Annotated in this window: 25 protein-coding genes; 15 read left to right on the top strand and 10 right to left on the bottom strand. The window is 67.4% G+C overall.

Translation table 11 applies throughout. The annotated features are described in order from the left end of the window. The first annotated feature begins 33 nt into the window (after window positions 1–33). The 3 genes from GCU42_RS11870 (at window position 34) to GCU42_RS11860 (ending at window position 2,336) form a co-directional block, all read left to right on the top strand. The gene (locus tag GCU42_RS11870) at window positions 34–846 is read left to right on the top strand and encodes an efflux RND transporter periplasmic adaptor subunit (RefSeq protein WP_114227702.1); all 813 of its coding nucleotides are present in this window, start codon (window positions 34–36) and stop codon (window positions 844–846) included. A gap of 54 nt (window positions 847–900) precedes the next feature. Continuing rightward, a complete protein-coding gene (locus tag GCU42_RS11865; protein ID WP_114227701.1) occupies window positions 901–1,140 on the top strand; it encodes a hypothetical protein in 240 nt (79 codons plus the stop codon). 203 nt (window positions 1,141–1,343) lie between these two features. Next, the gene (locus tag GCU42_RS11860) at window positions 1,344–2,336 is read left to right on the top strand and encodes a TerC family protein (RefSeq protein ID WP_114227700.1); all 993 of its coding nucleotides are present in this window, start codon (window positions 1,344–1,346) and stop codon (window positions 2,334–2,336) included. A 3-nt stretch (window positions 2,337–2,339) separates the two neighbouring features. Here GCU42_RS11860 and GCU42_RS11855 read toward each other — a convergent pair whose 3' ends face one another. Then, on the bottom strand, window positions 2,340–2,852 hold the full coding sequence (locus GCU42_RS11855) for a DUF3617 domain-containing protein (RefSeq protein ID WP_114227699.1): 513 nt from the start codon (window positions 2,850–2,852) through the stop codon (window positions 2,340–2,342). Between the two features lie 190 nt (window positions 2,853–3,042). Here GCU42_RS11855 and GCU42_RS11850 point away from each other — a divergent pair, with 190 nt between their 5' ends. After that, window positions 3,043–3,894: a pre-peptidase C-terminal domain-containing protein gene (locus tag GCU42_RS11850; protein ID WP_152569570.1), complete on the top strand. Its 852-nt coding sequence runs from the start codon at window positions 3,043–3,045 to the stop codon at window positions 3,892–3,894. An 81-nt stretch (window positions 3,895–3,975) separates the two neighbouring features. Here GCU42_RS11850 and GCU42_RS11845 read toward each other — a convergent pair whose 3' ends face one another. Continuing rightward, entirely contained in the window at window positions 3,976–4,620 is a 645-nt protein-coding gene (locus GCU42_RS11845) for a PEPxxWA-CTERM sorting domain-containing protein (protein ID WP_114227697.1), read from the bottom strand. Between the two features lie 407 nt (window positions 4,621–5,027). On the opposite strand from GCU42_RS11845, the gene GCU42_RS11840 reads away from it, so the two are divergent. Further along, the gene (locus GCU42_RS11840; protein ID WP_162789213.1) at window positions 5,028–5,678 is read left to right on the top strand and encodes an Npun_F0296 family exosortase-dependent surface protein; all 651 of its coding nucleotides are present in this window, start codon (window positions 5,028–5,030) and stop codon (window positions 5,676–5,678) included. Between the two features lie 77 nt (window positions 5,679–5,755). Here GCU42_RS11840 and GCU42_RS11835 read toward each other — a convergent pair whose 3' ends face one another. Beyond that, window positions 5,756–6,634 carry an aldo/keto reductase family oxidoreductase gene (locus GCU42_RS11835; protein WP_114227849.1) on the bottom strand — a complete coding sequence of 293 codons (879 nt, stop codon included), beginning with the start codon at window positions 6,632–6,634 and terminating at the stop codon, window positions 5,756–5,758. 97 nt (window positions 6,635–6,731) lie between these two features. On the opposite strand from GCU42_RS11835, the gene GCU42_RS11830 reads away from it, so the two are divergent. From GCU42_RS11830 to GCU42_RS15115, 7 genes are all read left to right on the top strand, one after another. Then, window positions 6,732–7,640: a LysR family transcriptional regulator gene (locus GCU42_RS11830; RefSeq protein WP_114227695.1), complete on the top strand. Its 909-nt coding sequence runs from the start codon at window positions 6,732–6,734 to the stop codon at window positions 7,638–7,640. Window positions 7,641–7,677: 37 nt separating this feature from the next. After that, a complete protein-coding gene (gene uvrB / locus GCU42_RS11825; protein WP_114227694.1) occupies window positions 7,678–9,879 on the top strand; it encodes an excinuclease ABC subunit UvrB in 2,202 nt (733 codons plus the stop codon). A gap of 56 nt (window positions 9,880–9,935) precedes the next feature. Continuing rightward, window positions 9,936–10,508 carry a DUF1993 domain-containing protein gene (locus GCU42_RS11820; RefSeq protein ID WP_114227693.1) on the top strand — a complete coding sequence of 191 codons (573 nt, stop codon included), beginning with the start codon at window positions 9,936–9,938 and terminating at the stop codon, window positions 10,506–10,508. Window positions 10,509–10,585: 77 nt separating this feature from the next. Beyond that, window positions 10,586–11,002: an excalibur calcium-binding domain-containing protein gene (locus tag GCU42_RS15255; protein WP_205214971.1), complete on the top strand. Its 417-nt coding sequence runs from the start codon at window positions 10,586–10,588 to the stop codon at window positions 11,000–11,002. Between the two features lie 113 nt (window positions 11,003–11,115). Beyond that, a complete protein-coding gene (locus tag GCU42_RS15120; protein ID WP_162789212.1) occupies window positions 11,116–11,253 on the top strand; it encodes a hypothetical protein in 138 nt (45 codons plus the stop codon). Continuing rightward, the gene (locus tag GCU42_RS11810) at window positions 11,250–11,474 is read left to right on the top strand and encodes a hypothetical protein (protein WP_114227692.1); all 225 of its coding nucleotides are present in this window, start codon (window positions 11,250–11,252) and stop codon (window positions 11,472–11,474) included. The genes GCU42_RS15120 and GCU42_RS11810 overlap by 4 nt, the downstream gene beginning before the upstream one ends. 67 nt (window positions 11,475–11,541) lie before the next feature. Next, window positions 11,542–11,685 carry a hypothetical protein gene (locus GCU42_RS15115; protein WP_168713122.1) on the top strand — a complete coding sequence of 48 codons (144 nt, stop codon included), beginning with the start codon at window positions 11,542–11,544 and terminating at the stop codon, window positions 11,683–11,685. Window positions 11,686–11,703: 18 nt separating this feature from the next. Here GCU42_RS15115 and GCU42_RS11805 read toward each other — a convergent pair whose 3' ends face one another. The 6 genes from GCU42_RS11805 to GCU42_RS11780 form a co-directional block, all read right to left on the bottom strand. Further along, window positions 11,704–11,970, bottom strand: a complete 267-nt coding sequence (locus GCU42_RS11805; RefSeq protein ID WP_114227691.1) for a hypothetical protein — start codon at window positions 11,968–11,970, stop codon at window positions 11,704–11,706. A gap of 34 nt (window positions 11,971–12,004) precedes the next feature. Continuing rightward, window positions 12,005–12,625 carry an SOS response-associated peptidase gene (locus GCU42_RS11800; RefSeq protein ID WP_114227690.1) on the bottom strand — a complete coding sequence of 207 codons (621 nt, stop codon included), beginning with the start codon at window positions 12,623–12,625 and terminating at the stop codon, window positions 12,005–12,007. Window positions 12,626–12,669: 44 nt separating this feature from the next. Next, complete coding sequence (locus GCU42_RS11795; RefSeq protein ID WP_114227689.1) at window positions 12,670–13,146, bottom strand: DUF4440 domain-containing protein; 477 nt, start codon at window positions 13,144–13,146, stop codon at window positions 12,670–12,672. An 83-nt stretch (window positions 13,147–13,229) separates the two neighbouring features. Then, a complete protein-coding gene (locus GCU42_RS11790) occupies window positions 13,230–13,523 on the bottom strand; it encodes an EF-hand domain-containing protein (RefSeq protein ID WP_114227688.1) in 294 nt (97 codons plus the stop codon). Window positions 13,524–13,568: 45 nt separating this feature from the next. Continuing rightward, window positions 13,569–15,869 carry a hybrid sensor histidine kinase/response regulator gene (locus GCU42_RS11785; protein ID WP_162789211.1) on the bottom strand — a complete coding sequence of 767 codons (2,301 nt, stop codon included), beginning with the start codon at window positions 15,867–15,869 and terminating at the stop codon, window positions 13,569–13,571. Window positions 15,870–15,921: 52 nt separating this feature from the next. After that, the gene (locus GCU42_RS11780; protein WP_114227686.1) at window positions 15,922–17,211 is read right to left on the bottom strand and encodes an MFS transporter; all 1,290 of its coding nucleotides are present in this window, start codon (window positions 17,209–17,211) and stop codon (window positions 15,922–15,924) included. A gap of 100 nt (window positions 17,212–17,311) precedes the next feature. Between GCU42_RS11780 and GCU42_RS15110 the strand changes: the two genes are divergently transcribed. Next, window positions 17,312–17,485 carry a hypothetical protein gene (locus GCU42_RS15110; protein WP_162789210.1) on the top strand — a complete coding sequence of 58 codons (174 nt, stop codon included), beginning with the start codon at window positions 17,312–17,314 and terminating at the stop codon, window positions 17,483–17,485. Next, complete coding sequence (locus GCU42_RS11775; protein ID WP_114227685.1) at window positions 17,482–18,486, top strand: hypothetical protein; 1,005 nt, start codon at window positions 17,482–17,484, stop codon at window positions 18,484–18,486. The genes GCU42_RS15110 and GCU42_RS11775 overlap by 4 nt, the downstream gene beginning before the upstream one ends. Before the next feature lie 40 nt (window positions 18,487–18,526). On the opposite strand, the gene GCU42_RS11770 is transcribed toward GCU42_RS11775, so the two are convergent. Next, on the bottom strand, window positions 18,527–19,429 hold the full coding sequence (locus GCU42_RS11770; protein WP_114227684.1) for an HNH endonuclease: 903 nt from the start codon (window positions 19,427–19,429) through the stop codon (window positions 18,527–18,529). A 41-nt stretch (window positions 19,430–19,470) separates the two neighbouring features. On the opposite strand from GCU42_RS11770, the gene GCU42_RS11765 reads away from it, so the two are divergent. Next, the gene (locus tag GCU42_RS11765) at window positions 19,471–21,546 is read left to right on the top strand and encodes an ATP-binding protein (protein ID WP_152569568.1); all 2,076 of its coding nucleotides are present in this window, start codon (window positions 19,471–19,473) and stop codon (window positions 21,544–21,546) included. Window positions 21,547–21,655: the final 109 nt, after the last annotated feature.

The raw sequence follows: 21,655 nt of genomic DNA, 5'->3' as shown, positions 1-21,655 counted from the left end.
GGCAGCCTCGCCCCGTTTTCAGGGGGAAACACGATGACCATGACCCGCGCCGCGCTGGCGCTGCTCGCCCTGCTCGGCGGCGGCACCGGCCTGTCCGCCCAGATCATCATCGGCGACGCCAACGCCCGCGACGACAGTGCCAAGCCCGACTATGTCATTTGCACCGCCAGCCTGCGCGACGGGCGCACGGCGTGGAGCGGGCGGGTGTTCGTCGATAGCCGCCACACGCGCCAGATCGGGCTCGACGATGCCTACAAGGCCTATCTCGAAGGACAGTTCGGAAGCGTCCGCGACGTCAATTGCGCGGTCGATCCCTATCCGTGGCGGAGCCTGCCCGCCGCCGACAGCTACAACGCCATGACCGGCTGGACCGGCACCTTCCCGACCAGCCGGCCGGTCTCGGGCCGCGCCTCCGCCGCCGCCTCGCCGCCCGCGAAGACCCCCGCGCCCGTCGCCAAGGTCGACCCCAAGCTGGCCACGCCGACCGCCCCGCGCGAAACCCGTGACGCCCGCCTCGCCCGCGAGGCGGCTGAGGACGAAGCCTATCGCCGCGCGCTCGCCGAGCACGACCGCCAGGTCGCCTCGACCGCCCAGGCCCAGCGCGACTTCGAGGCGCGCAAGGCCAGCCAGCACGACGCCGTCACCGCGGTCCAGCAGGACTATCAGCAACGCTACGCCGAGGCCGACGCGGCGCAGGGCCGCTACCAGCGCGCGCTCGCCGATCATCAGGCGCTGGTCCGCCAGCTCGAGACCCCCGCCGACCGCAATGCCAAAGTCGACTGGCGCGAGGCGGTCACCGTCTGCAAGTTCGACACCGCCAATCCGCAGAGCAAGTTCGGCAACTGAACCTGCAACGGCCCGCTGCAATTCACCTATGCCGCGCTCGGCGACACCGGGCTGGTGCCCCCTTCGCCCGTCTCGCTGGCGCAGATCGGCCTCGCCTGCGGGGTCAACAAGGAACAGGTCCGCGACCTCGGTCTGGTCGGCGGCTATCGCGTATTCGGCTGCGGCTTCGGGCTGCACCCGACCGGCGGCTACGGCCTCCAGACCGACCAGGCGGCCAAGCACGGCCTGTCCTACATCCCCGGCCGGATCGTCTACCGCTGCCCGGCGTGGAAGAACTATTGCCGTACCAGTTGAGGCCGAACTTGCCGCGCGGCCACTCCCGCCCTATCTAGCCCAAGCGGACCGGGCCCCTCTGGCGTGCCCGCCCCTCCCGCCAGCGGGAACGGGCACGTGATGTCGGACCGCATCGGAATGAACCGATGTGCGTGGCCCGGCGTCTGCCCCCTCCTCCTCGGTTCCTTTCGAGCGTGCGTCACGCTTCAAGAGGAGCATATCCCGTGGAATTTCTGACTGCCGACTGGCTCGGCACCCCCATCTGGTTCTGGCTCGGCTTCATCGGCCTGGTCGCCGCGCTGACCGCCTTCGACCTCGGCATCCTCCACCGCGAGAACCGCGAGATGGGGATCGCCGAAAGCCTCAAGCTCTCGGCCAGCTATATCGCCGTCGCCTTGCTGTTCGGCGCCTTCGTCTGGTGGCAGAAAGGCCCCGAGGACGGCCTCAATTATTACACCGGCTTCTTCATCGAGAAGGCGCTGTCGATCGACAACGTCTTCGTGATCAGCCTCATCTTCGGCACCTTCGCCATCCCTCCCAAATACCAGTATCGCGCCTTGCTCTGGGGCATCGTCGCGGTGATCGTGCTGCGCGGGGTGATGATCGCCGCCGGCGCCGCGGTGATCGAGCAGTGGCATTGGGTGCTGACCTTGTTCGCGGTCTTCCTGGTGCTGACCGGCATCAAGATGCTGTTCGCCAGCGACAAGCCGATGGACGTCGCGGGCAACCCGGCGGTGCGCTGGCTCAAGGCCCGGCTGCGGGTGACCGACGAGCTCCACGACCAGCACTTCTTCGTGAAGGTGCCGGCCGGCCCCGGCGGCAAGCTGGTCTGGGCTGCCACCCCGCTGCTCCTCGCGCTGGTCGTGATCAACCTCGCCGATCTCGTCTTCGCGGTCGACAGCGTGCCGGCGATCTTCGCCATCACCACCGACACCTTCATCGTCTACACCAGCAACATCATGGCGATCCTCGGCCTGCGGGCGCTCTACTTCGCGCTGGCGGCGATGGTGCATCGCTTCCATTATCTGAAGTACGCGCTCGCGCTGGTGCTGGTGTTCATCGGCGGCAAGATCCTCGCCACCGACTATCTGCTGGACGGCGCCAAGATCCCGCCGTTGCTCAGCCTTGGCGTGACGGTGGCGCTGATCGCCGGCGGGGTGCTGGTCTCGCTGTGGAAGACTCGCGGCGAGGGCACCGAGCACCCCGCCGCGACCTGACCGTCAGGCGGCGGGCGGGCACACCCCGACCCGCTTGCCGGTCAGCTCGGTCTTGAGGTCATAGTCGCCCGGACCGTCGATGAAGGTGGTGGTGACGGCGTGGCCCTTGAGGCCCGTCGCGGTGGTCTCGCCGTCGACGTTGACCATGATCCGCCCGTTCACGCCCTTGCGCGTGCAGGACAAAGTGACGTTGATCGTCCCGCCGCTGAAATAGGGGTTCTGCACGGAGCACTCGTCTCCCGCCGCCGCGAACAAGGCCGGCGCCGGCACGCCCTTGGCGTCGACGCAGCCTTTGCTGGTGATGACGTCGCCTTCCTTGTGCTTGACCAGCGGCACCTTGCCGTCGGTCGAGCGCAGCGAGGTGACCTTGGCCTGCACCTCATATTCGCCCGCGGGGAGCGTGTCGGGCGCGGCGGCCGCCTTGGCGCCGTTGTTGGCCGGGGCGGCGTCGTCGCAGCCGGCGAGCGAGAGGGTCGCTCCGGTCAGCAGCACGGCAGCGACGATCATGCGGTTCATGCGACTTTCTCCCCCGAACGCTTCACACTTCGCCGCCCAGCTTAGCCCCGCCGCCGACCCGCGCAAGGCAATCGAGCGCCTGTTAATCGAAACGGCCCCGCAGCGATTTACAGCTGGGTTGATGCGCCATAGGTTGGCGTCGCCGGGGCCACGGGGGCGCGTCCGGCGCGAAAAACGGGGGGAAACGAGGGTGGGTGCACGTCATTATTGGCTGGGCGCGGTGGTCCCGCTGCTGCTGTCGGCGGCGCCGGCGCTGGCGCAAAGCGCACCGGGCGACCTCGGCAACTTCCTCCGCTCGAACAGCGGGACGCTCACCAGCGGGAGCACGGTCAACGGCGCGCTCGAGTCGGGCGACCTCGTCCGCACCGACGGGACGTTTGCCGACGGCTATCTCTACAATGGCCAGGCGGGCGAGCGGCTGACGGTGACGCTGCGCTCGAAGCAGTTCGACACCTGGCTGGTGGTCGACGATCCCAATAGCTCGTTCCGCGAGACCAATGACGACGGCTATGGCGGCACCGATTCACGGATGACCGTCACTTTGCCGCGCACCGCCACCTACATCATCGCCGCCAACTCGCTCAGCAAGGGCGCGACCGGCAGCTATTCGCTGACCGTGCAGAGTGACCGCGCCCCCGGCGCGACCGCGAGCAGCAGCGGTTCGAGCGGCAGCGGCAGCGGCGAATTGTCGACCATGTATGCGCGTGGCGGCCTGCCCCGCATCGCCATCGGCCAGAGCCTCAGCGGCCAGCTCACCAACAGCGACTTCCTCCGCTCGGACGGCACCTATGCCGACGGCTATCTCTACACCGCCACCGCGGGCGAAAAACTCAAGATCACCCTGCGCTCGAGCCAGTTCGACAGCTGGCTGGTGGTTGACGAACCCAACGGCCCCTATCGCGAGACCAACGACGACGGCGGCGGCGGCAACGACAGCCAGATGATCGTCACCATCCCCCGTTCGGGCCCGTATCTGATCGTCGCCAACACCGTCTCGAAGGGCGTCACCGGCAGCTACACGCTGAGCCTCTCGCGCCCGTAAGGCTCAAAGGCGACCCGTAAAAGAAAACCCGCGCCCGGTGCCCCGGACGCGGGTTTTTTCTTCACCCCGAAGGGAAAGCGATCAGGCCATCTGCCGCAGCGACTGCCGGCGCGAGCGCCGCATCGCGACCCCCATCCCGCCGAAGCCGAGCAGCATCAGCGCCCAGGTCGCCGGTTCCGGCACGGCCGACTGCGCCAGCACCACGCGCAGCTGCTTGAGGTCGGTGAACCCCGCCGGCGACGTCGTGGTGAAGGAGGCGCTGGTGTAGACCTGGCCCGGGCCGCCGATGATGTTGAAGATGTTCGAGCCATTGGCGTTACCGAGCGAAATGGTGTTCGATTCGCCAAGGCTGTCGGTCAGCGTCACGAGGAACGAGCGCGGATCGCCGTTCGTGAGGTTGAATTCGGCCGCCGTGAAGCCCGACGCGATCGTAAAGGTCAATTGCGTGAGCAAGTTGCTATCGGCGCGAAACACCGTGGCCGCACCCGGATTGGTGTCGAGCAAGCCGTTGGTCGAGGTGAAAGTCACCAGCGGACCGCCGATCCCGACCGTTCCGGTAACCACCGCGCTGCCGGTGTCAGGAAACGCGTTGAGATTGACGTTGGTAGTACCCGAAACGCAGCTCGCGCCAGAGGTGCACAGCGAAATCGCCGCCTGCGCGGGAGTCGCGACCACGGCCAGCCCGAACGCTGCCGCAGAAACGCTCAATACCGTTATCTTGTGCATGACCTGAGTCCCCTATGAGGCTTGGTGTTCGCGACGAGCGACCCAGCCCGACTCGCGACCGGCCACTTATAAACCAAACGTTAACCATTTCCTATTGGTTAACCTCGGCCCTTGCCGTCCGTCGTCGCGCGGGCTGATCAATTGCCGCCGGTGACGGAGTTCCACCAAGCCCAAGACGTGCCGGAATTGCGTTGCGAGCCAATACTGATTCGCGATCAATGGCTTAGGTGTTCGCTGCCCGAGTCTCCGTTTGAGACAGAAAAGCCGGAAAACCTTGGATTCCGACAAGAATCTTTCGTGGTTCGGACGGTGGGCACCCGCTTTACTCCCCCCGCGATAATGATTAATAATACGTTTACGCCAAGTCCGGGCCACAGGTTAACGGCATGGCTGGAAAAGGGGACTTCATGATGCCGAAACTTACCTTTGCCGCGGCCGCGCTTGCGACCCTGGCCATTGCCGCGCCGGCCTCCGCCGCGGTCAGCCTGGGCGTTACTCCAGGCAGCGCCACCTACACCGGGCCCACGCCCACCATCAATTTCGACAGCGGCCGTCCGAGCAATGTGACGGGCGGGTCGATCGTTAGCGGCACCGCAAGTCCGCATGCGCAGCCTCTCGGCAGCACGGGCGGCTATTTCTCGGTCGGTCCGGCTGACGGATCGCCCGGCGTGATCAACCTGTCGAGCTATTCGCAGCTGTTCAACATCTCCTTCATCTGGGGTTCGGTCGACAGCTACAACACGCTCGAGCTGATCAATAGCGCCGGCGTCGCGCTCTACACCTTCACCGGTGCGGACATCTTCAATCCGGCGAACGGAAATCAGACCAGCGCGAACACCAACCCGCTGGTGACGATCTTCCTGACCGGCGCCGACACCACCGCGGTGCGCGGCCTGCGTTTCAGCTCGACTCAGAACGCGTTCGAGACCGACAACTTCGCGATCAACGCGGTTCCCGAGCCGTCGACCTGGGCGCTAATGCTGGTCGGCTTCGGTGCGGTCGGCTTCTCGATGCGTCGTGGCCGCCGCGCCACCCCGCGTCTGAGCGCGATGGCCTAAGCGAACACTCTCCAACTGCTCCCATGGGTTGGACAACTGTGGGCGGGCCTTCGAGCCCGCCCATTGTCGTTTGGGGGCTAGGCGACCGCCTTCATCCCAATCGCCGACAGCCGCTCGAACACGTCGTCGCTGAGTTCCAGCTCCGCCGCCGCCAGATTGTCGCGCAGGTGTGCGACCGACGACGTGCCGGGGATAGCCAAGATGTTGGGCGATCGCCGAAGCAGCCACGCCAGCGCCACCTGCATCGGGCTCGCCCCCAACTCCGCCGCGATGGCGCCGAGCGCATCCGACTGAAGCGGCGTGAACCCGCCGAGCGGGAAGAAGGGCACGTAGGCGATTCCCTCCGCCGCCAGCCAGTCGATCAGCGCATCGTCGTCGCGCTGGACAATGTTGTAGGCGTTCTGGACGCAAACGATCGGGACGATCGCGCGCGCTTCCTCGACCTGGGCCCGCGTGGCGTTGCTGATCCCGATGTGCCGGACCAGCCCCTGCCGCTGCAGTTCGGCCATCGCCTCGACCTGCCGCGCGACGCTGCCCTCCTTGGGTCCGTGGACGGCGCCCATCAGCCGCAGGTTGACGACCTCCATCGCCTCCAGCCCGAGGTTGGCGAGATTGTCGCGCAGACCCTGCGTCAGTTCCGCCGCGCCCTGCGCCGGCAGCCAGGCGCCCTGGTCATCGCGCACCGCGCCCAGCTTGGTTACCAGCGTCAGCCGCTCCGGATAAGGCGCCAGCGCCTCGCGGATCAGTTGGTTGGTGACGTGCGGCCCGTAGAAATCGCTGGTGTCGATATGGTCGACCCCTTGCGACAGCGCCTCGCGCAGCACGGCAAGCGCCGCTTCGTGGTCCTTCGGCGGTCCGAACACCCCCGGCCCGGCCAGCTGCATCGCGCCATAGCCCATCCGCCGCACCTCGCGGTCGCCCAACCGATAGGTCCCGGCCTTGCTCAAATCGGTCATCGTCCACTCCTTCATCCCCCTGCCCAACGCATCTAGGCCTCGACGGTGCGTGCGATAAGCGGCTAGGATCGTCACGGGCTGTGCGGATTTACGAACAATGCCGAGCCAACTCGACGACCTCGCTTCCTTCGCCGCAGTAGTCAGCGCGGGCGGCTTCCGTGAGGCGGCGCGGACCGGACGCGTCTCGGCGAGCGCGCTCAGCGAAGCGGTCCGCCGGCTCGAGACGCGGCTCGGCCTCCGCCTCCTCCATCGCACCACCCGCAGCATCGCCCCGACCGAGGCCGGCCAGCGCCTGTTCGACCGCTTGAGCCCCGCGCTCGGCGACGTCACCGCCGCGCTCGACAGCCTCGACGCCTTCCGCGACCGGCCGGCGGGCACCCTCCGCGTCAACGTTCCCGCCAACGTCGCTCGCACCGTACTGCCCGACCTGCTCGCCCGCTTCCTCGCCGCCTTCCCCGATATCCGGGTCGAGATCACCGCCGAGGATGGCTTCGTCGACCTCATCGCCGCCGGCGCCGACGCCGGCATCCGCTATGACGAGCGGCTCGAGCAGGACATGATCGCGCTGCCGATCGGCCCTCCGACCCAGCGCTTCGTGCTCGCCGCGGCCCCCGCCTACCTCGCGGCGCATGGCACGCCCGCCCACCCGCGCGACCTGCTCGGCCACCAGGCGCTGCGGGTCCGCTTCGCCGGCGGCGCCACGCCGTTGTGGGAGTTTCGCCGCGGCGAGGAGGTCGTCCGGGTCGACCCGCCGTCGCGCATGATCTGCCGCCCCGGCCTCGCCTCGGACCTGCTGGTCGACTCAGCGCTTAGCGGCCTCGGCCTCGTCTACATCTTCGAGGACTGGATCGCCGACCATCTCGCGAGCGGGCGTCTCGTCCCCCTGCTCGCCGACTGGTGGGAAAGCTTCCCCGGCCCCTTCCTCTATTACTCCGGCCGCCGCCACCTGCCCGCACCGCTCCGCGCCCTGGTCGATTTCGTCCGCGCCGAGACCCGCGCCGGCTGAATTGCGGGCGGGCGCGCGCGTCCCCATATTCGCGCTCATGGACATCCAGATTCGCACCAGCCTCGCCGAACCGGAGACCGGCGCGGACTTCGTCCCCCATCGCCCGCAGCGCCCCGAAAAGGCCGAGGGCGGCCGCAAGTTCACCCTGACCAGCGATTACGAACCCGCCGGCGACCAGCCGACCGCAATCGCCGAGCTGGTCGCGGGCATCCGCGATGACGGCGAGAAGAACCAGGTCCTCCTCGGCGTGACCGGCTCGGGCAAGACCTACACGATGGCGCAGGTCATCCAGCAGACCCAGCGCCCGGCGCTGGTCCTCGCCCCCAACAAGATCCTCGCCGCCCAGCTCTACGGCGAGTTCAAGAGCTTCTTCCCTGACAATGCGGTCGAATATTTCGTCAGCTACTACGATTACTATCAGCCCGAAGCCTACGTCCCCCGCACCGACACCTACATCGAGAAGGAAAGCTCGGTGAACGAGGCGATCGACCGGATGCGCCACTCGGCCACCCGCTCATTGCTCGAGCGCGACGACGTGATCATCGTCGCCTCGGTCTCCTGCCTCTACGGCATCGGCTCGGTCGAGACCTATTCGGCGATGGTCTTCTCGATGCAGAAGGGCGCGCACGTCGACCAGCGCGAGATTATCCGCAAGCTCGTCGCGCTCCAGTACAAGCGCAACGACCAGGCCTTCGCCCGCGGCAACTTCCGCGTCCGCGGCGACAGCCTCGAGATCTTCCCCTCGCACTATGAGGACACCGCCTGGCGGGTCAGCTTCTTCGGCGACGAGATCGAGGACATCGTCGAATTCGATCCGCTGACCGGCAAGAAGGTCGCCTCGCTGCAGACGGTCAAGGTCTACGCCAACTCGCACTACGTGACCCCCGGCCCGACGCTCAAGCAGGCAATGGGCGCGATCCGCCACGAGCTCGAGGAGCGCCTCAAGGAGCTTGTCGCCGAAGGCCGCCTGCTCGAGGCGCAGCGATTGGAGCAGCGGACCAACTTCGACCTCGAGATGATCGCCGCCACCGGCAGCTGCGCGGGGATCGAGAATTACAGCCGCTTCCTGACCGGTCGTCTCCCCGGCGAACCGCCGCCGACCCTGTTCGAATATCTGCCCGACAACGCCCTGCTGTTCGTCGACGAAAGCCACCAGACCGTGCCGCAGATCGGCGCGATGGCGCGCGGCGATCACCGGCGGAAGATCACCCTCGCCGAGCACGGCTTCCGCCTGCCCAGCTGCATCGACAACCGTCCCTTGCGCTTCCCCGAATGGGAGGCGATGCGCCCGCAGTCGGTGTTCGTCTCGGCGACCCCGGGCCCGTGGGAGATGAACGAGACCGGCGGCGTCTTCTCCGAGCAGGTGATCCGCCCGACCGGCCTCATCGACCCGCCGGTCGAGATCAAGCCGATCGAGGACCAGGTCGACGACCTCATCAACGAGGCCAAGAAGACTGCCAAGGCCGGCTATCGGACGCTGGTCACCACGCTGACCAAGCGGATGGCCGAGGACCTCACCGAATATCTCCACGAAGCGGGCATCAAGGTCCGCTACATGCACTCGGACGTCGAGACGCTGGAACGCATCGAGCTGATCCGCGACCTTCGCCTCGGGGTCTATGACGTGCTGGTCGGGATCAACCTGCTGCGCGAGGGCCTCGACATCCCCGAATGCGGGCTGGTCGCGATCCTCGATGCCGACAAGGAAGGTTTCTTGCGCTCCGAAACCTCGCTCATCCAGACCATCGGCCGCGCCGCGCGCAACGTCGACGGCCGCGTCATCCTCTACGCCGACACCATCACCGGCAGCATGGAACGCGCGCTCGCCGAGACCGGCCGCCGCCGCGAGCGGCAGAGCGCCTACAATCTCGAGCATGGCATCACGCCCGAGAGCATCAAGCGCAACATCTCGGACATCATCGCCCACGTCAGCACTCGCGACGGCGTCACCGTCGACACCGGCGACGACGAACGCCCGCACCTCGTCGGCCACAATTTGCGCGCCTACATCGGCGACCTCGAGAGCCGGATGCGCAAGGCCGCCGCCGACCTCGAGTTCGAGGAAGCCGCGCGCCTGCGCGACGAGATCCGCAAGCTCGAGGAGGACGAGCTCGGCATCCCGGACCAGCAGCGCGCCGCCCCGCGCGTCGGCCACTCGACCGAAGGCAAGCCCGGCACCCGCAAGACCCGCTACGGCAAGCAGCAGCAGGTCCGCATGAACAAGCGCGCGCGGCGGTAGCAAGCGGCGGGGCTCACCGGCTAGGGACAGGGCGCCACCCCGCCAGGAGCCCGCTCATGTCCCTCACCGCCTTCCTCGTCCCGACGCTCACCAACCAGCTCAGCGCCATGCTCGCCTGGCTCGACAAGGCCGAGGGCTGGGCCGCCGCGCAGGGCCGCAGCGCCGACGAATTGCTCCCCCTCCGCCTCGCGCCCGACATGTGGCCGCTGGCGAGCCAGCTGCGCATCGCCGCCTTCCAGGCGATGGAGCCGATCTACCGCCTGCGTGGGCAGCCCGTCCCCGACGCCGTGATCGCCATCCGCACCGAGGGCGCCAACGCCGGCGACCATCCCGGCACGCTGGCCGACGGCCGCGCCCGGCTGCACGAGGCGCTCGCGCTGCTCGCCACCGTCGCCCCCGACGAATTCGACGCCGATGAGGACGCCCCGCTCGTCCACGACCTGCCGATGGGCATCGTCTTCGACATGACCCGCGCGACCTACGTCCGCGACTGGGCGCTGCCCCAGGTCGTCTTCCACCAGGGCATGACCTACGCCCTCCTCCGCCACGACGGCGTCCCCCTCGGCAAGATCGACTACGCTCCCCACCTCATGGCCTACATCCGCCCGGGCACCATGCCGGGGATGTGAAGCGGCGGCGCTGACGCCTCCGATCGAAACGCCCTGGCTTTCACCAATCGCTTACCTTGCCCGTGCGATCAGAACGCATGCGCACGTTCGCCATCTTGATCATCGCCATCGCGTGCGGCATCGCCGTCGGGGCCGGGATGAGCTGGTTGGGCCATGGCAACCTCCATGCAGCCCTGCCCAAGCTGGTCCATGGCAAGGGCCCCCACATGGTCCTCGATCGCCCGCCCTCCGATGCCCCCGATCGTGAAGGAAGCTGGCGCGGCGGCACGTTCGCGGAAGTGTCGGGGGTCAGGGTGACGCGCGGCTCGCGGATGGCGGTCGCGGCGGCGGCAGAGCCTCTCGCGAAAGGCGTCTATTATCGCGGCTGCCGCGAAGCCGAGGCGGCCGGCGCCGCCCCGCTCCATCGCGGCGACCCCGGCTATCGCGAGGACATGGACGGCGACGGCGACGGCATCGCCTGCGAGGATTACGGCAACACCCTCCCGCCGCATTAGGTCATTGCCCGCCCGCGTGCTAAACCCTCCGCATCGCACGGATCGCCCTTCGTAAGCCCGTGTGCCTGAGAGACGCGTGCTTGTGCTCCCGCTTACCAGCCAGGAGCTGCCCCATGGACTTCAACTATCTCTATCACCGGCGGGGCGTCTCGCTCGTCCGCGCCCGCGCCGCGGCGTCCGAGCCCGCGCGCCGCGCCCACCTCGCCCTCTACCGCGCCTATGGCGCCCGGATCGTCGAGGCGCGGGCATGAGCCGCGCGATGTTCGTCGACCTGAGCGAGGATCAGGTCGTCGCCAAATGCCAGGCCGAGAAGGTCGGCATCTCCGCGCTCGAGAAACTGCCCGGGGGCGGCGTCCGGCTGGTCTGCCTGAGCAGCGACGGCGCCGCGGTGATGGCCCGCAAGTTCAAGAGCAATCTCAAGCCCGACACCACCAAACGCGAGCCCTTCCGCCCGGCCTATTCGCGCGCCTGACCTGCCCCAAAGCCCTAGGCACTCGCTCCCGCCTTCCACGTTTCCCCTTCCGAGAGGAGTTGTGACCATGAGCGAGACCAAGGGCCACGGCAGCCACGCCGCCCGCAAGGCCAATGCGGCGGCCAGCCACGAGGGCAAGAAGAACCCGCGCACCAGCAGCAAGGCGCAGTCGATCCTCGGCAAGAAGGGCGCGGCGGCGAAGAAGCACTGACGCGCCGCGCGGCGCGCGTCAGACCCGCTCGCGCAGCACGATCACATAGTCGCTCAACGACCAACCCGCCCAGCGGCTGAAAGCGACCAGCAGCACGAAGATCGCCACCGTCACCGCGCCGATCCCCAGCCCCAGCGCCCACGCCTCGCGCTCGCGCAGTTCGGCGCGGGTCAGCGTCTTTTCCTTCTGCACCGGCGGCGGGTCGCGGCGGACGCGCGACATCCGCACGCCCCCGCTCGCGGCGAGGTCGACGGATTTCTTCGCGGTCGGCAGAGGGGCGGCCATGCCTCCCCCTAGCGCTACGAGCCTTACCGCCCGGTTAGCGCGTCGCCGTCACCGCCCGCTTCACCCAGGCCTGGTCTGTCGCCTCGCACACCATCAGGTCGGGGTAGGGCCGGCACAGCAGCCGCGCGTGATCGGGCGGCCCGTCGAGCCAGTCGCTCCATTCCTCCGCCCGCAGGATCACCGGCATCCGGTCGTGGACGTGGGCGACATGCTGGCACGCCTCGGTCATCACCATCGAATAGCAGCGCCCCCATTCGGCCGTGTCGCGCCACAGCCCGGCGACCGCGAACAGCTCCTGGTCGGGCAGGCTGAACCAGGTCCGCGTCTTGGCTCCCGCCTCGCCCTCGGCCTCGGCGAAGGCGCTGACGGGAATCAGGCAGCGCCGCTCGGCGAAACTGTAGCGCCACATGAAATTGTCGAGCTTGTCGGCCCGCGCATTGTTGACCGGCCGCGGCTTCAGCGGCTGGCCGTTCTTGCCCTTGAGCACCAGCGGAAAGCCCCAGGTCATCGCGCTGAGTTCGCCCGCCGCCACCACCAGCCCCGGCTGCGCGGGATAGACCTCGCCTCCGCCGGCATTGCCGACCTGGCCGACGGTCACCCCGAACAATTGGGCGACTTCGCTGTTGGGCTTGGTCAGGCGATAGAGGTTGCACATCGCCGGTGAAGGTGGCGCAACCGCGCCGCCGCGTCGAGCCCGGGCTAGCGCGCGACCGGCACCGCCGCGGGGCTGGTCCAGGTCCAGGCCTGGATCTTCCAGGCGGCCCCTTCCTTGACCAGGGCGAAGGTCATCGTGCCCGTTTCGCGCATCGTCCGCCCGCCCTGCTGGAAGGTGTAGGTCGACGGCGTGACGACATAGGCGCGGTCGCCTATCACCGTTTCGCGCGTCGCCGCGCCCAGCATCACCTTGCCGCCGCTCTTGCCGGCCGCCGCCTCCGACGCGCCGAGCGCCGCGATCCAGCTGTCGAAGGCGCTTGGCCCCGACCAGGCGAACGGGGCGGTCGGCTCGTCGAGAATCATCGGCGCCGCGACGTGGACCGACTTGGCCAGCGCGACGTCACCGCGATTGAACGCGTCCACCATGGTCCGGATCGGCGCCTCGACCGCGCCGTCGGCGGCGTTGGCGGCTGGTGCGAGCGTCAGCGCCGCCACTGCCGCGAAGAGTTGGATGCGTCCCATGATCACTTCCCCCGAGTCGAACCATCAACGGCAGGAAACGGCGCTTTTTCGGGTCAAATGTCAACGCAGCCGGCGACGTTCGCCTAGTGCGCCGGCGCCGCCGCCAGGTTGAAGCGCGCGACCAGGTAGCGCTTGGCGACCTCATATTCGGCGACGCTGACCCGCCCGTCATGGTTGGTGTCGGCGAGTTGCTTGAAGTCGCTCACCGCCGCCTGCGCCTCGAACAGGGTCAGCCAGCCGTCGTGGTTGGCGTCGAAGCGGGCGAGCGCCCACGCGTTGAGCGCCGGATCGCGGTCGAACAGCTCGGTGGCATTGGGGTTGACCGGCGCCGCGTCGGCGGCGGCAGTGGCGGCGGCGAGGAGCAGCAAGGTCATCATGGCAGCGGGCGCAACGCGCGAACGGCCCGCTTGGTCGCACCCCGTCTAGCCGGCGGCGGCCAGCGCCGCGCGCACCGCCTCGTCGAGCGCCTCGGCGCGGAACGGTTTCGCCAGCAGCGACGCCCCGGGCGCCGCGCGGCGGATCGCCTCGGTCTCGCTATAGCCCGAGACGAACAGGATCGGCTGCTCAGGGGCCGTCTCGCGCATCGCCGCCGCCACCTCGGCCCCGGTCAGACCCGGCATCAGAAAATCGAGCACGACCAGATCGGGCCGCTCGGCGGCGAACAGCTTGAGCCCCTCGCGCCCGTCCTTCGCCTCGCGCACCCGCAGCCCCATGTCCTCGAGCGTCGCCGCGACGAAGTGGCGGACGTCGGGGTCGTCGTCGATCACCAGCACCGCCGCATCGACCGGCGCCGGCCGCGGGGCCTCGCTCGGCGCGCCGCCGCTGATCTCGGCCTCGGCCTCCTCGCTCGCCCGCGGGAACCACAGGCTCACCTTCGTCCCCGCCCCGGGCCGGCTGACGATCCGCGCGGTCCCGCCCGACTGGCGCGCCACGCCATAGACCATCGACAGGCCAAGCCCGGTGCCCTTGCCCACTTCCTTGGTGGTGAAGAAGGGATCGAAGGCGCGACTGACCACCTCGGGCGGCATCCCCCCGCCGCTGTCGGCAATGCTCAGCTCGACATATTGGCCGGGCTTGAGTTCGGGATCGTCGTCGCCGATCTCGACCTTTACCGTACGGAACAGCAGACGCCCGCCCCCCGGCATCGCGTCGCGCGCGTTGATCGCCAGGTTGAGCACTGCGAGTTCGAGCTGGGTCGGGTCGGCCAGCACCGCGATCGGATTCTCGTCGAGGTCGAACTCCTTGGTCACCCCCGGCCCGAGCACGTTGCGCAGCAGCGGCCGCATGTTCTCGATCAGCGGCCCGACCAGCGTCGGCCGCACCTCGAGCCGCTGGACCCGGCTGAAGGCGAGCAGTTGCGCGGTCAGCCGCGCGCCGCGCTCGGCCGCCTCGAGCGCATTCTGGGCATAGCGCTGCAACTTGGGATCGCTCTCGCGCTTGGCGATCAGGTCGAGCCCGCCGACCACCACCGTCAGCAGATTGTTGAAGTCGTGCGCGATCCCCCCGGTCAGCTGGCCGAGCGCCTCCATCTTCTGGCTCTGGCGGAGCTGCTCCTGCGTGCCGCGCAGCTCGGTAATGTCGCGCGCCTCGAACAGGATGTAGGCGATCGCCCCGCTCCCGTCGCGGACCGGGCGGAAGGAGAAATCGAGCGTGAACTTCTCCCCATTCGCTTTGGCCAATACCCGCTCGCCCTCGCGCGCCACCCCGCGCGCGGCAGCGGCGATCGCGTCGCGCAGGAAATCCTTCTGGTCGGGCCACAGCGCCGCGGTCGGGGTGTCCCACAGCTTGAGCCCGACGACCTGGTCGATGTTCCCGGCGCGCCACTGGAACTCGGTCCGGTTGGCGTGGAGGATGCTGCCGTCGGGCGCCATCAGGACGATCAGTTCCTGGACGCTGTTGAAGATCGCCCTCAGCCGCGCTTCGCTCTCGCCCAGCTCGGTGGTGCGCTCGGCGACCAGCGCCTTCAACTGCTCCTCGCCCCGCTTGGCGAGCGTGATGTCGAACGCCGCGCCGATATAGCCGAGCAATTCGCCATCGGGCCCGAACCGCGGCCGCGACACGCTGCGCAGCCAGCGCCAGCTGCCGTCGTGCCGCCGGTAGCGCGCCTCGAGCATGAACGGCAGCAGGCTCGCCTCGCCGGCGATGCTCTCGGCGACCAGCCGGTCCCAGTCGTCGGGGTGGATGAAGTCGCGCCACTCGTGGCTGTTGACCTGCGCCCGGGTCAGCCCGGTGAACTCGAGATAGGCGTCGTTGACGAACTCGCGCTTGCGGTCGAGCCGGGTCACCCACATCATCACCGGGGCGCTGTCGGCGATCCGCCGGAAGCGCGCCTCGCTCTCGCGCAGCGCGCGCTCGGCGACGCGCTGCTCGGTAACGTCCTGGATGATCATCACCACCGCGGTCACCCGCCCGTCGGGCGCCTTTTGCGGAATATACTCCGTCTGCAGCGCCAGCGGGCCGCGGGTCGGATGGGTGATGTCGGCGGCGAACCACTGCCGCTCGCCCGCCAGCGCGGCCTCGATCATCGGCCGCCGCGCCTCGTAGGCCGCGGGCCACAGCACCTCGGCGATCGTGTGCCCGAGGATCGTCCCGCGCGGCTGCTCGAAGAATTCGGCGAAGGCGCGGTTGCAGAAAAGGTAGCGTTGCTGCGGATCGATCGTGCACAGCGGCATCGGCAGCGCGTCGGCGATGCCGAGCACCTGCGCGAAGTCGATCCCGGTCATGGGACTGGGCCGGGGAGCGGGTCCGGGCGCGCGACCGGCCATGCGCCCCCGATTACTCCACCGCCGCGGCGGAGGGAATTCCTGGCTCGACGGCCGCCGCCACCGGTTCGACCGGCGGCAGCGCCAGCCACCACCACAAGGCGCCGAAGCCGACGATCCCCGCCGACGCGTAGAAGGCAACGTGGAAGTCGCCGCCGTGGCGCCCGACCAGCCAGCCGGTCAGGATCGGCCCGACGATCCCCGAGCAATTGCCGACCCCGTTCAGGATCCCGACCCAGCTCCCCGCCGCGCGCGGCCCGGCGTAGATTTGGGCCAGCGCATAGCTGTTGGCGCCGCCGATCCCGCCCACCGCGCCCGCCAGCAGCAGCCAGCCGAACAGCGTCGCGGTCGAAGTCGCCAGCGCCGCGCCGACGATCGCCGCCGCCAGGCTCAGCTGGTAGAAACTGAGCAGCCCTTTGCGCAGCCGACCCTCGGGCCAGCCGCGGCGGACCAGCGCGTCCGAGCCCCACCCCCACAGCAGCGCGCCCGCCCCCTGCACCAGGTAGACCGCGGTCGCCATGCCGGTCATCGTGCCGATCGACAGCCCGCGCGCCTCGACCAGGTAGAGCGGCAGCCAGGCGAGCAAAAAGAAGAAGCCGTAGGTGTTGCAGAAGTGGCCGATTCCGAGCAGCCACGGGGTCGGCTCGCGCATCACCGTGCGCACCGGCACGCTGTCGCCGGCCCGGCTCGCGCGGTCGCTCCAGTGCGGGCGCGAGGCGATCAGCCACGGCACCAGCCACAGCAGGGTCACGCCCCCGAACACCCAGAAGATCGCGCGCCAGCCGACGCTCGCCAGCAGCAGCCCGCCGGCGAAGGTCCCCAGCGCCGGCCCCCACGCCAGCGCCGCCGCCACCGTCCCGTTGGCGATCCCGCGATGCTCGGGCGCGACGTGGCGGGCGATGATCTTGCTCGCCGCCGGAAACGCCACCCCCTCGCCGACCCCGAGGATCACCCGCAACGCCACCAGCATCGCCAGTCCGCTGACGAAGCCCGTCAGCAGCGTCGCCAGCGCCCACAGCGCCAGCCCCGCGGCAATCAGCCGGTAGACGCAGAACCGGTCGGCCAGCCAGCCAACCGCGAACTGCGCCGGAGCATAGATCCAGGCGAACGCCGACACCGCCAGCCCGAAAGCGTAAGGCGTCAGGTCGAGCTCATGCTTGAGCTTGGGCGCCGCAATCCCCAGCGCCCCCCGGTCGACATAGTTGAGCAGCACCAGCGCGCCGAGCAACAGCGTCAGCCACACCCCCGCCTGCCGCCCGCGCCGCTCGTCCATCCCGCTGTCCTCCCCCGCCGACAGCAGCACAGCGCGGAGCGCGGCGCAATGCTCGCGGCCCGCCCCTGTCCTACACACAACCAGATCGGTTAAGCCCTCGTCCGCCAAACCAACCGCAAGGGACTAAGCCATGCCCGATCGCCCGCCCCCGCCGCGCCAATTCACCCTCGACAGCGCCTACGCCCGCGCTCTCCTCGCCCCCGGCCCACCGAGCCATTCGACCCTCGCGCCCGAGCCCCTGCCCATCGCCTATCGCTGCCTCAACCCACACCTCACCCCCGCGCCGGGCCGGGGTCGCCGATGATCGACCGCCGCCCCCACGCGCCCAACGGCGGTGAGCCCCTGCCCGATTTCCAGCCGGTTCAGCGCAAGTATCGCCACGACGGCTGGACCCCCGAGCGCCAGCGCGGTTTCATCGCCGCCTTGGCCGACACCGGCTCGGTCCGCCGCGCCGCCAACCTCGTCAACATGACGCCCGAGGGCGCCTACTACCTCCGCCGCCAGGCCGGCGCCGAAAGCTTCCGTCGCGCGTGGGAAGCCGCGCTCGATTTCGGCGTTCAGCGCCTCAAGGACCTCGCCTTCGAGCGCGCGATCGAGGGCGACCTCGTCCCCGTGATGAGCTTCGGCAAGCTCGTCGGCTACCGGCGCAAGATGAACGACCGCCTGCTGATGTTCTGCCTCCGCATGAACGCGCGCAGCCGCGACGGCCGCCGCTACGCCCAAAGCTACTTCGACCCCGCCGCGCCCAGGCTGACCGGCGCCCCATCATCCTCCCCCACCGGGGGAGGGGGACCAGCGCAGCTGATGGAGGGGGTTCTGAGCCCCGTCCCCCTCTCCCTCACCACCCCCCTCCCGACCGAGGCTGAGCAGGCCGACGACCAGGCCGCCCTCATCCGCGGCTTCGACCCGGTCGAGCTCAGCCTCGCGCAGATCGAGTCCCTCGAGGCCCTCCTCGCCGACGCCGCCGCCGCCAAGCGCGCGCTTGGCCAGCACCCCGCCGCCGACCCCGACGTCCCCTTCGTCAGCGAGGCCGACGGCGCCCACCTGCTCGAATCCGGCGTCGAGGAAGCCGCGACCGGCGCCTACTTCCAGCCCGAGCACGAAGCCGACTGGACCATGCTCGACGAGGCTGGGCTGAAGGAGGTCGCGGCCATCGACGAAGCGGTCGCCCAGGTCACCGCCGCCCGCGAAGCCGCCCACCGCGCCGCCCTCGTCGAGATTGCGAGGGAGGCGGGGATGGCGGTGCCGGCGGAGATCGAGGCCGCGCTGGAGCGGGAAAGGGAGGAACCGTCACCCCGGACTTGATCCGGGGTCCTGAGCGACGTTGGAGGGCGGGGTCCAGCTACTACCCGATGGCGGTGCCCTTAAAGCACTGCTCGCGATGCCACTTGATAAAAGCCGGATCGGGCCATTCCCGTCGCTGCTCCGGGAAGCGCGCGCGTCCATCGGGCAGCAGGATCTTTCGCACGCCGTCGACATCATTGATCTGGTTTGAGAGGAGCACTGACCGGTCGTCGGCCAAGCTGAGCAAACCACGGTCAAACATCCAGTGCACCGTGCCCGACAGCGCAAGTCCGTTCTGCACCACGTCAGGCCCCTTGGCTTCGACTGACTTGATGTGCGCAGCTTCAACCTCAGCACGGCCCCCGCCGTTGATGAACTGAAAACCGGTAAAGGCGCAGCGCCGGTCGTAAGCTCTGATCACCTTTGACCGGAACACACGGTCCCGCACCGTGCGCAGCGTCAGCATCTGCGTCCGGTCTTGCTCGAAGACGAAGGGCGCTTGTTCTTCTGCGACGCCGTTGACCGACAGCGTAGCATCGGTCCGCGGCAACAGCTCGTCATGTGTCGCCAAGCCGATTGAGATGATCCGATTGAAATCAGAGTCAGGGATCGGGCGAACGGCGGATTGCGCACGACCTGAAACCCGACCTGCCTCGTTCAGCACGCTGCGTTCCGGATAAGCACCGCCGGATTGAAACGGCACGTCATGATCGAACGGCAGGTATGACCCCGGCTCAATCATTGCGAGATACATGGCGGAGGCGCTGGGGTCAGGCACGATCCGCTCAACCTTGCCGACCGCGTGATAGCCTTTTCGCCCGGCTTTAACCGGCTCCATGAAAAGGACCCAATCGCCGACCATTTGGCTCGCACGTGAAAGGTAAGGCTCGGGGAACTGGTAAACCTCCCACGGTCGATCTTCGTAGCGAGAGTCTTCGCGAAAGAGGAACACGCCTTTGCTCATGGGGCTATGCTATTTGGGCAAAGGGCTGACGTCGATGCCGAATGAAGAAGCGTTCGCTCACCGCTGTTGAACGATGCTGCTACAAGAATGTCGGTTCGGCCTCGATTTGGTTCTCGCTGAAATTCCTTCGCAGCGAGCATCGGCCTGACCTTACTGACACGGCTTACTCCATTGACCCGCGAACGATGGCAGTCGTAAGCTCTCACAGTCACGAAGCCGCGCAGACTCACTGCCCTGCGGGATGGCAACTTACGATGGCTCCTGCCGAACAACTCCGCAGGGGCATTGAAAGGTACTTTAAGATGGCTGCTTTCGAGCCAGGTCGGCGTGCGCCCGACATTCTTCCAATGACAGTCGCCAAGATGGGGTTCTTGGTGGACCGCCTAAACAGAGACTGCTCGCCTCTCCAATTCGTTCGTGAGCTTACGAAAAACGCCGTGGAGGCGGTCGAACGATGTGATCCGCCGGTGGGAGAAATCCGCTGGGATGTGGACTGGAACCGCTTCGATCTCCTTGGGCCCGACTCTGCTCAAAAGCTCTGCATCATCGATACGGGACTCGGAATGTCCGGCGACGAGATGGTGGAATTCATCAACAAGTTGTCTTCGTCTATCCACGAGCAGTCCGCCACCGGCAATTTCGGCGTGGGAGCGAAAATCTCTGCCGCGCCGCTGAACCCGGAAGGCTTGGTATATCTGAGCTGGAAGGGCGGAGTTGGGTCCATGATCCATCTCCATAAAGATCCAAGCACGGGTGATTACGGATTACTGCGCTTCAGTAACGGCGAGTTCTGGCAGCACATACAGAATGATCTGAAGCCTGAGCCAATCAATGATCACGGTACGATGGTCGTTCTGCTCGGATCCTCAATCGATGAGAGTACGATGTTGGCTCCTCCGGGTGCCAAGATGCCGCGCAAGTGGATACTTCGGTATCTGAACTCGCGTTTTTTTTCCTTCCCTGAGGGGGTCAACGTATCGGTGCGAGAAGGCTGGGACCTTCCCCGCGGTACCCGGCATAACTTCTTGAGGAAAGCGACCGGACAAGGGCCGTGGCTTGCCGAGAACGCCGCGGATCATGGGCAGGTTCGCTTGCCCAGCAATAAGGCTACTCTCCACTGGTGGATCATCAAGTCGGACGTCGACACCAACAGCGGACACTACATCCCCGGCGGCCACGTAGGTGCGTTATTCCAGAATGAACTCTATGAGATTGCCTCGAGTTCAGCAGGCTATGCTCGTCTTCAGGCGTTCGGAATAGTTTTTGGCGGCGATCGGGTCGTTCTTTACGTCGAACCCGATAACGACCCCACAAGCATGGTAACTGCGAACACCGCACGAACCCAACTTCTCATTGGAAGCGAGCCGTTGGATTGGTCGAGCTATGCTGCTGAATTTCGTGAACTCATGCCCGAGCGCCTTCGGGAATATCAGGATGAAATCGGGTCTGGGTCAATCCAGACTGATCACCGTAAAGCCATTCGAGAGCGGCTTCGGACAGTGCGTGAGTTGTTCCGGTTCGGTCGTTATCGGCCTCGCGTAGGTGGACAATTCAACGTTACCCCTGGAGAAAACACCGGAGGTGAGATCGAGGGCGACGAAAAGAAGAAGCGCGAGACCTCCTCAACAAGTGGAGGCAGGGGCGGCATTCGTGGGGACATCTACGCGTTATTTGCGGAGGAAGTTGGCACTCCTGCCGATTTGATCAACTTGCCGACCGAACCGCAGGCAAAATGGATCTCGCTCGAAGACAAGACCCGGAATGCCGGAGACTTAGAAGATAGAGCCGCACGCTATCTTGTTGAGCAGAACCTGCTGCTAATCAACGGAGACTTCCGCGCCTTCACTGATATGGTAGATCGCTGGGCCGAACGCTACGCCAATGTTCCAGGATGCAGGTCGACTATTCAAGATGTAGCTCGCGAGTGGTTCGAGCAGCAGCTTATCGAGACAGTCATGAGCGCCCTGGCACTCAAGCAAGGTGGAAAGTGGAGCATGCAAGAGTTGCCGGAGTTGTGGAGCGAGACTGCTCTCACCGCTTCAGTTCTGCCCCGCTACCATATCGATATGAGCATAAAACGGATCCTAGGACAGCGCCTTGGGCGTATAGCCGCCTAAGCTCGGTTCAGTCGCTCCGCTCGGGGCGGCTGTTCACGCGAGGTATGCTGAAAGCAATCGCTGGGGCCTTAGGCGCGCGCAGACCAAGAGCGGAGTCGTCACGGAGTAA

This window comes from Sphingomonas ginsengisoli An et al. 2013, assembly GCF_009363895.1.
Classification (GTDB): domain Bacteria; phylum Pseudomonadota; class Alphaproteobacteria; order Sphingomonadales; family Sphingomonadaceae; genus Sphingomicrobium; species Sphingomicrobium ginsengisoli.
This window is presented reverse-complemented; position numbering and strand designations above follow the sequence as displayed.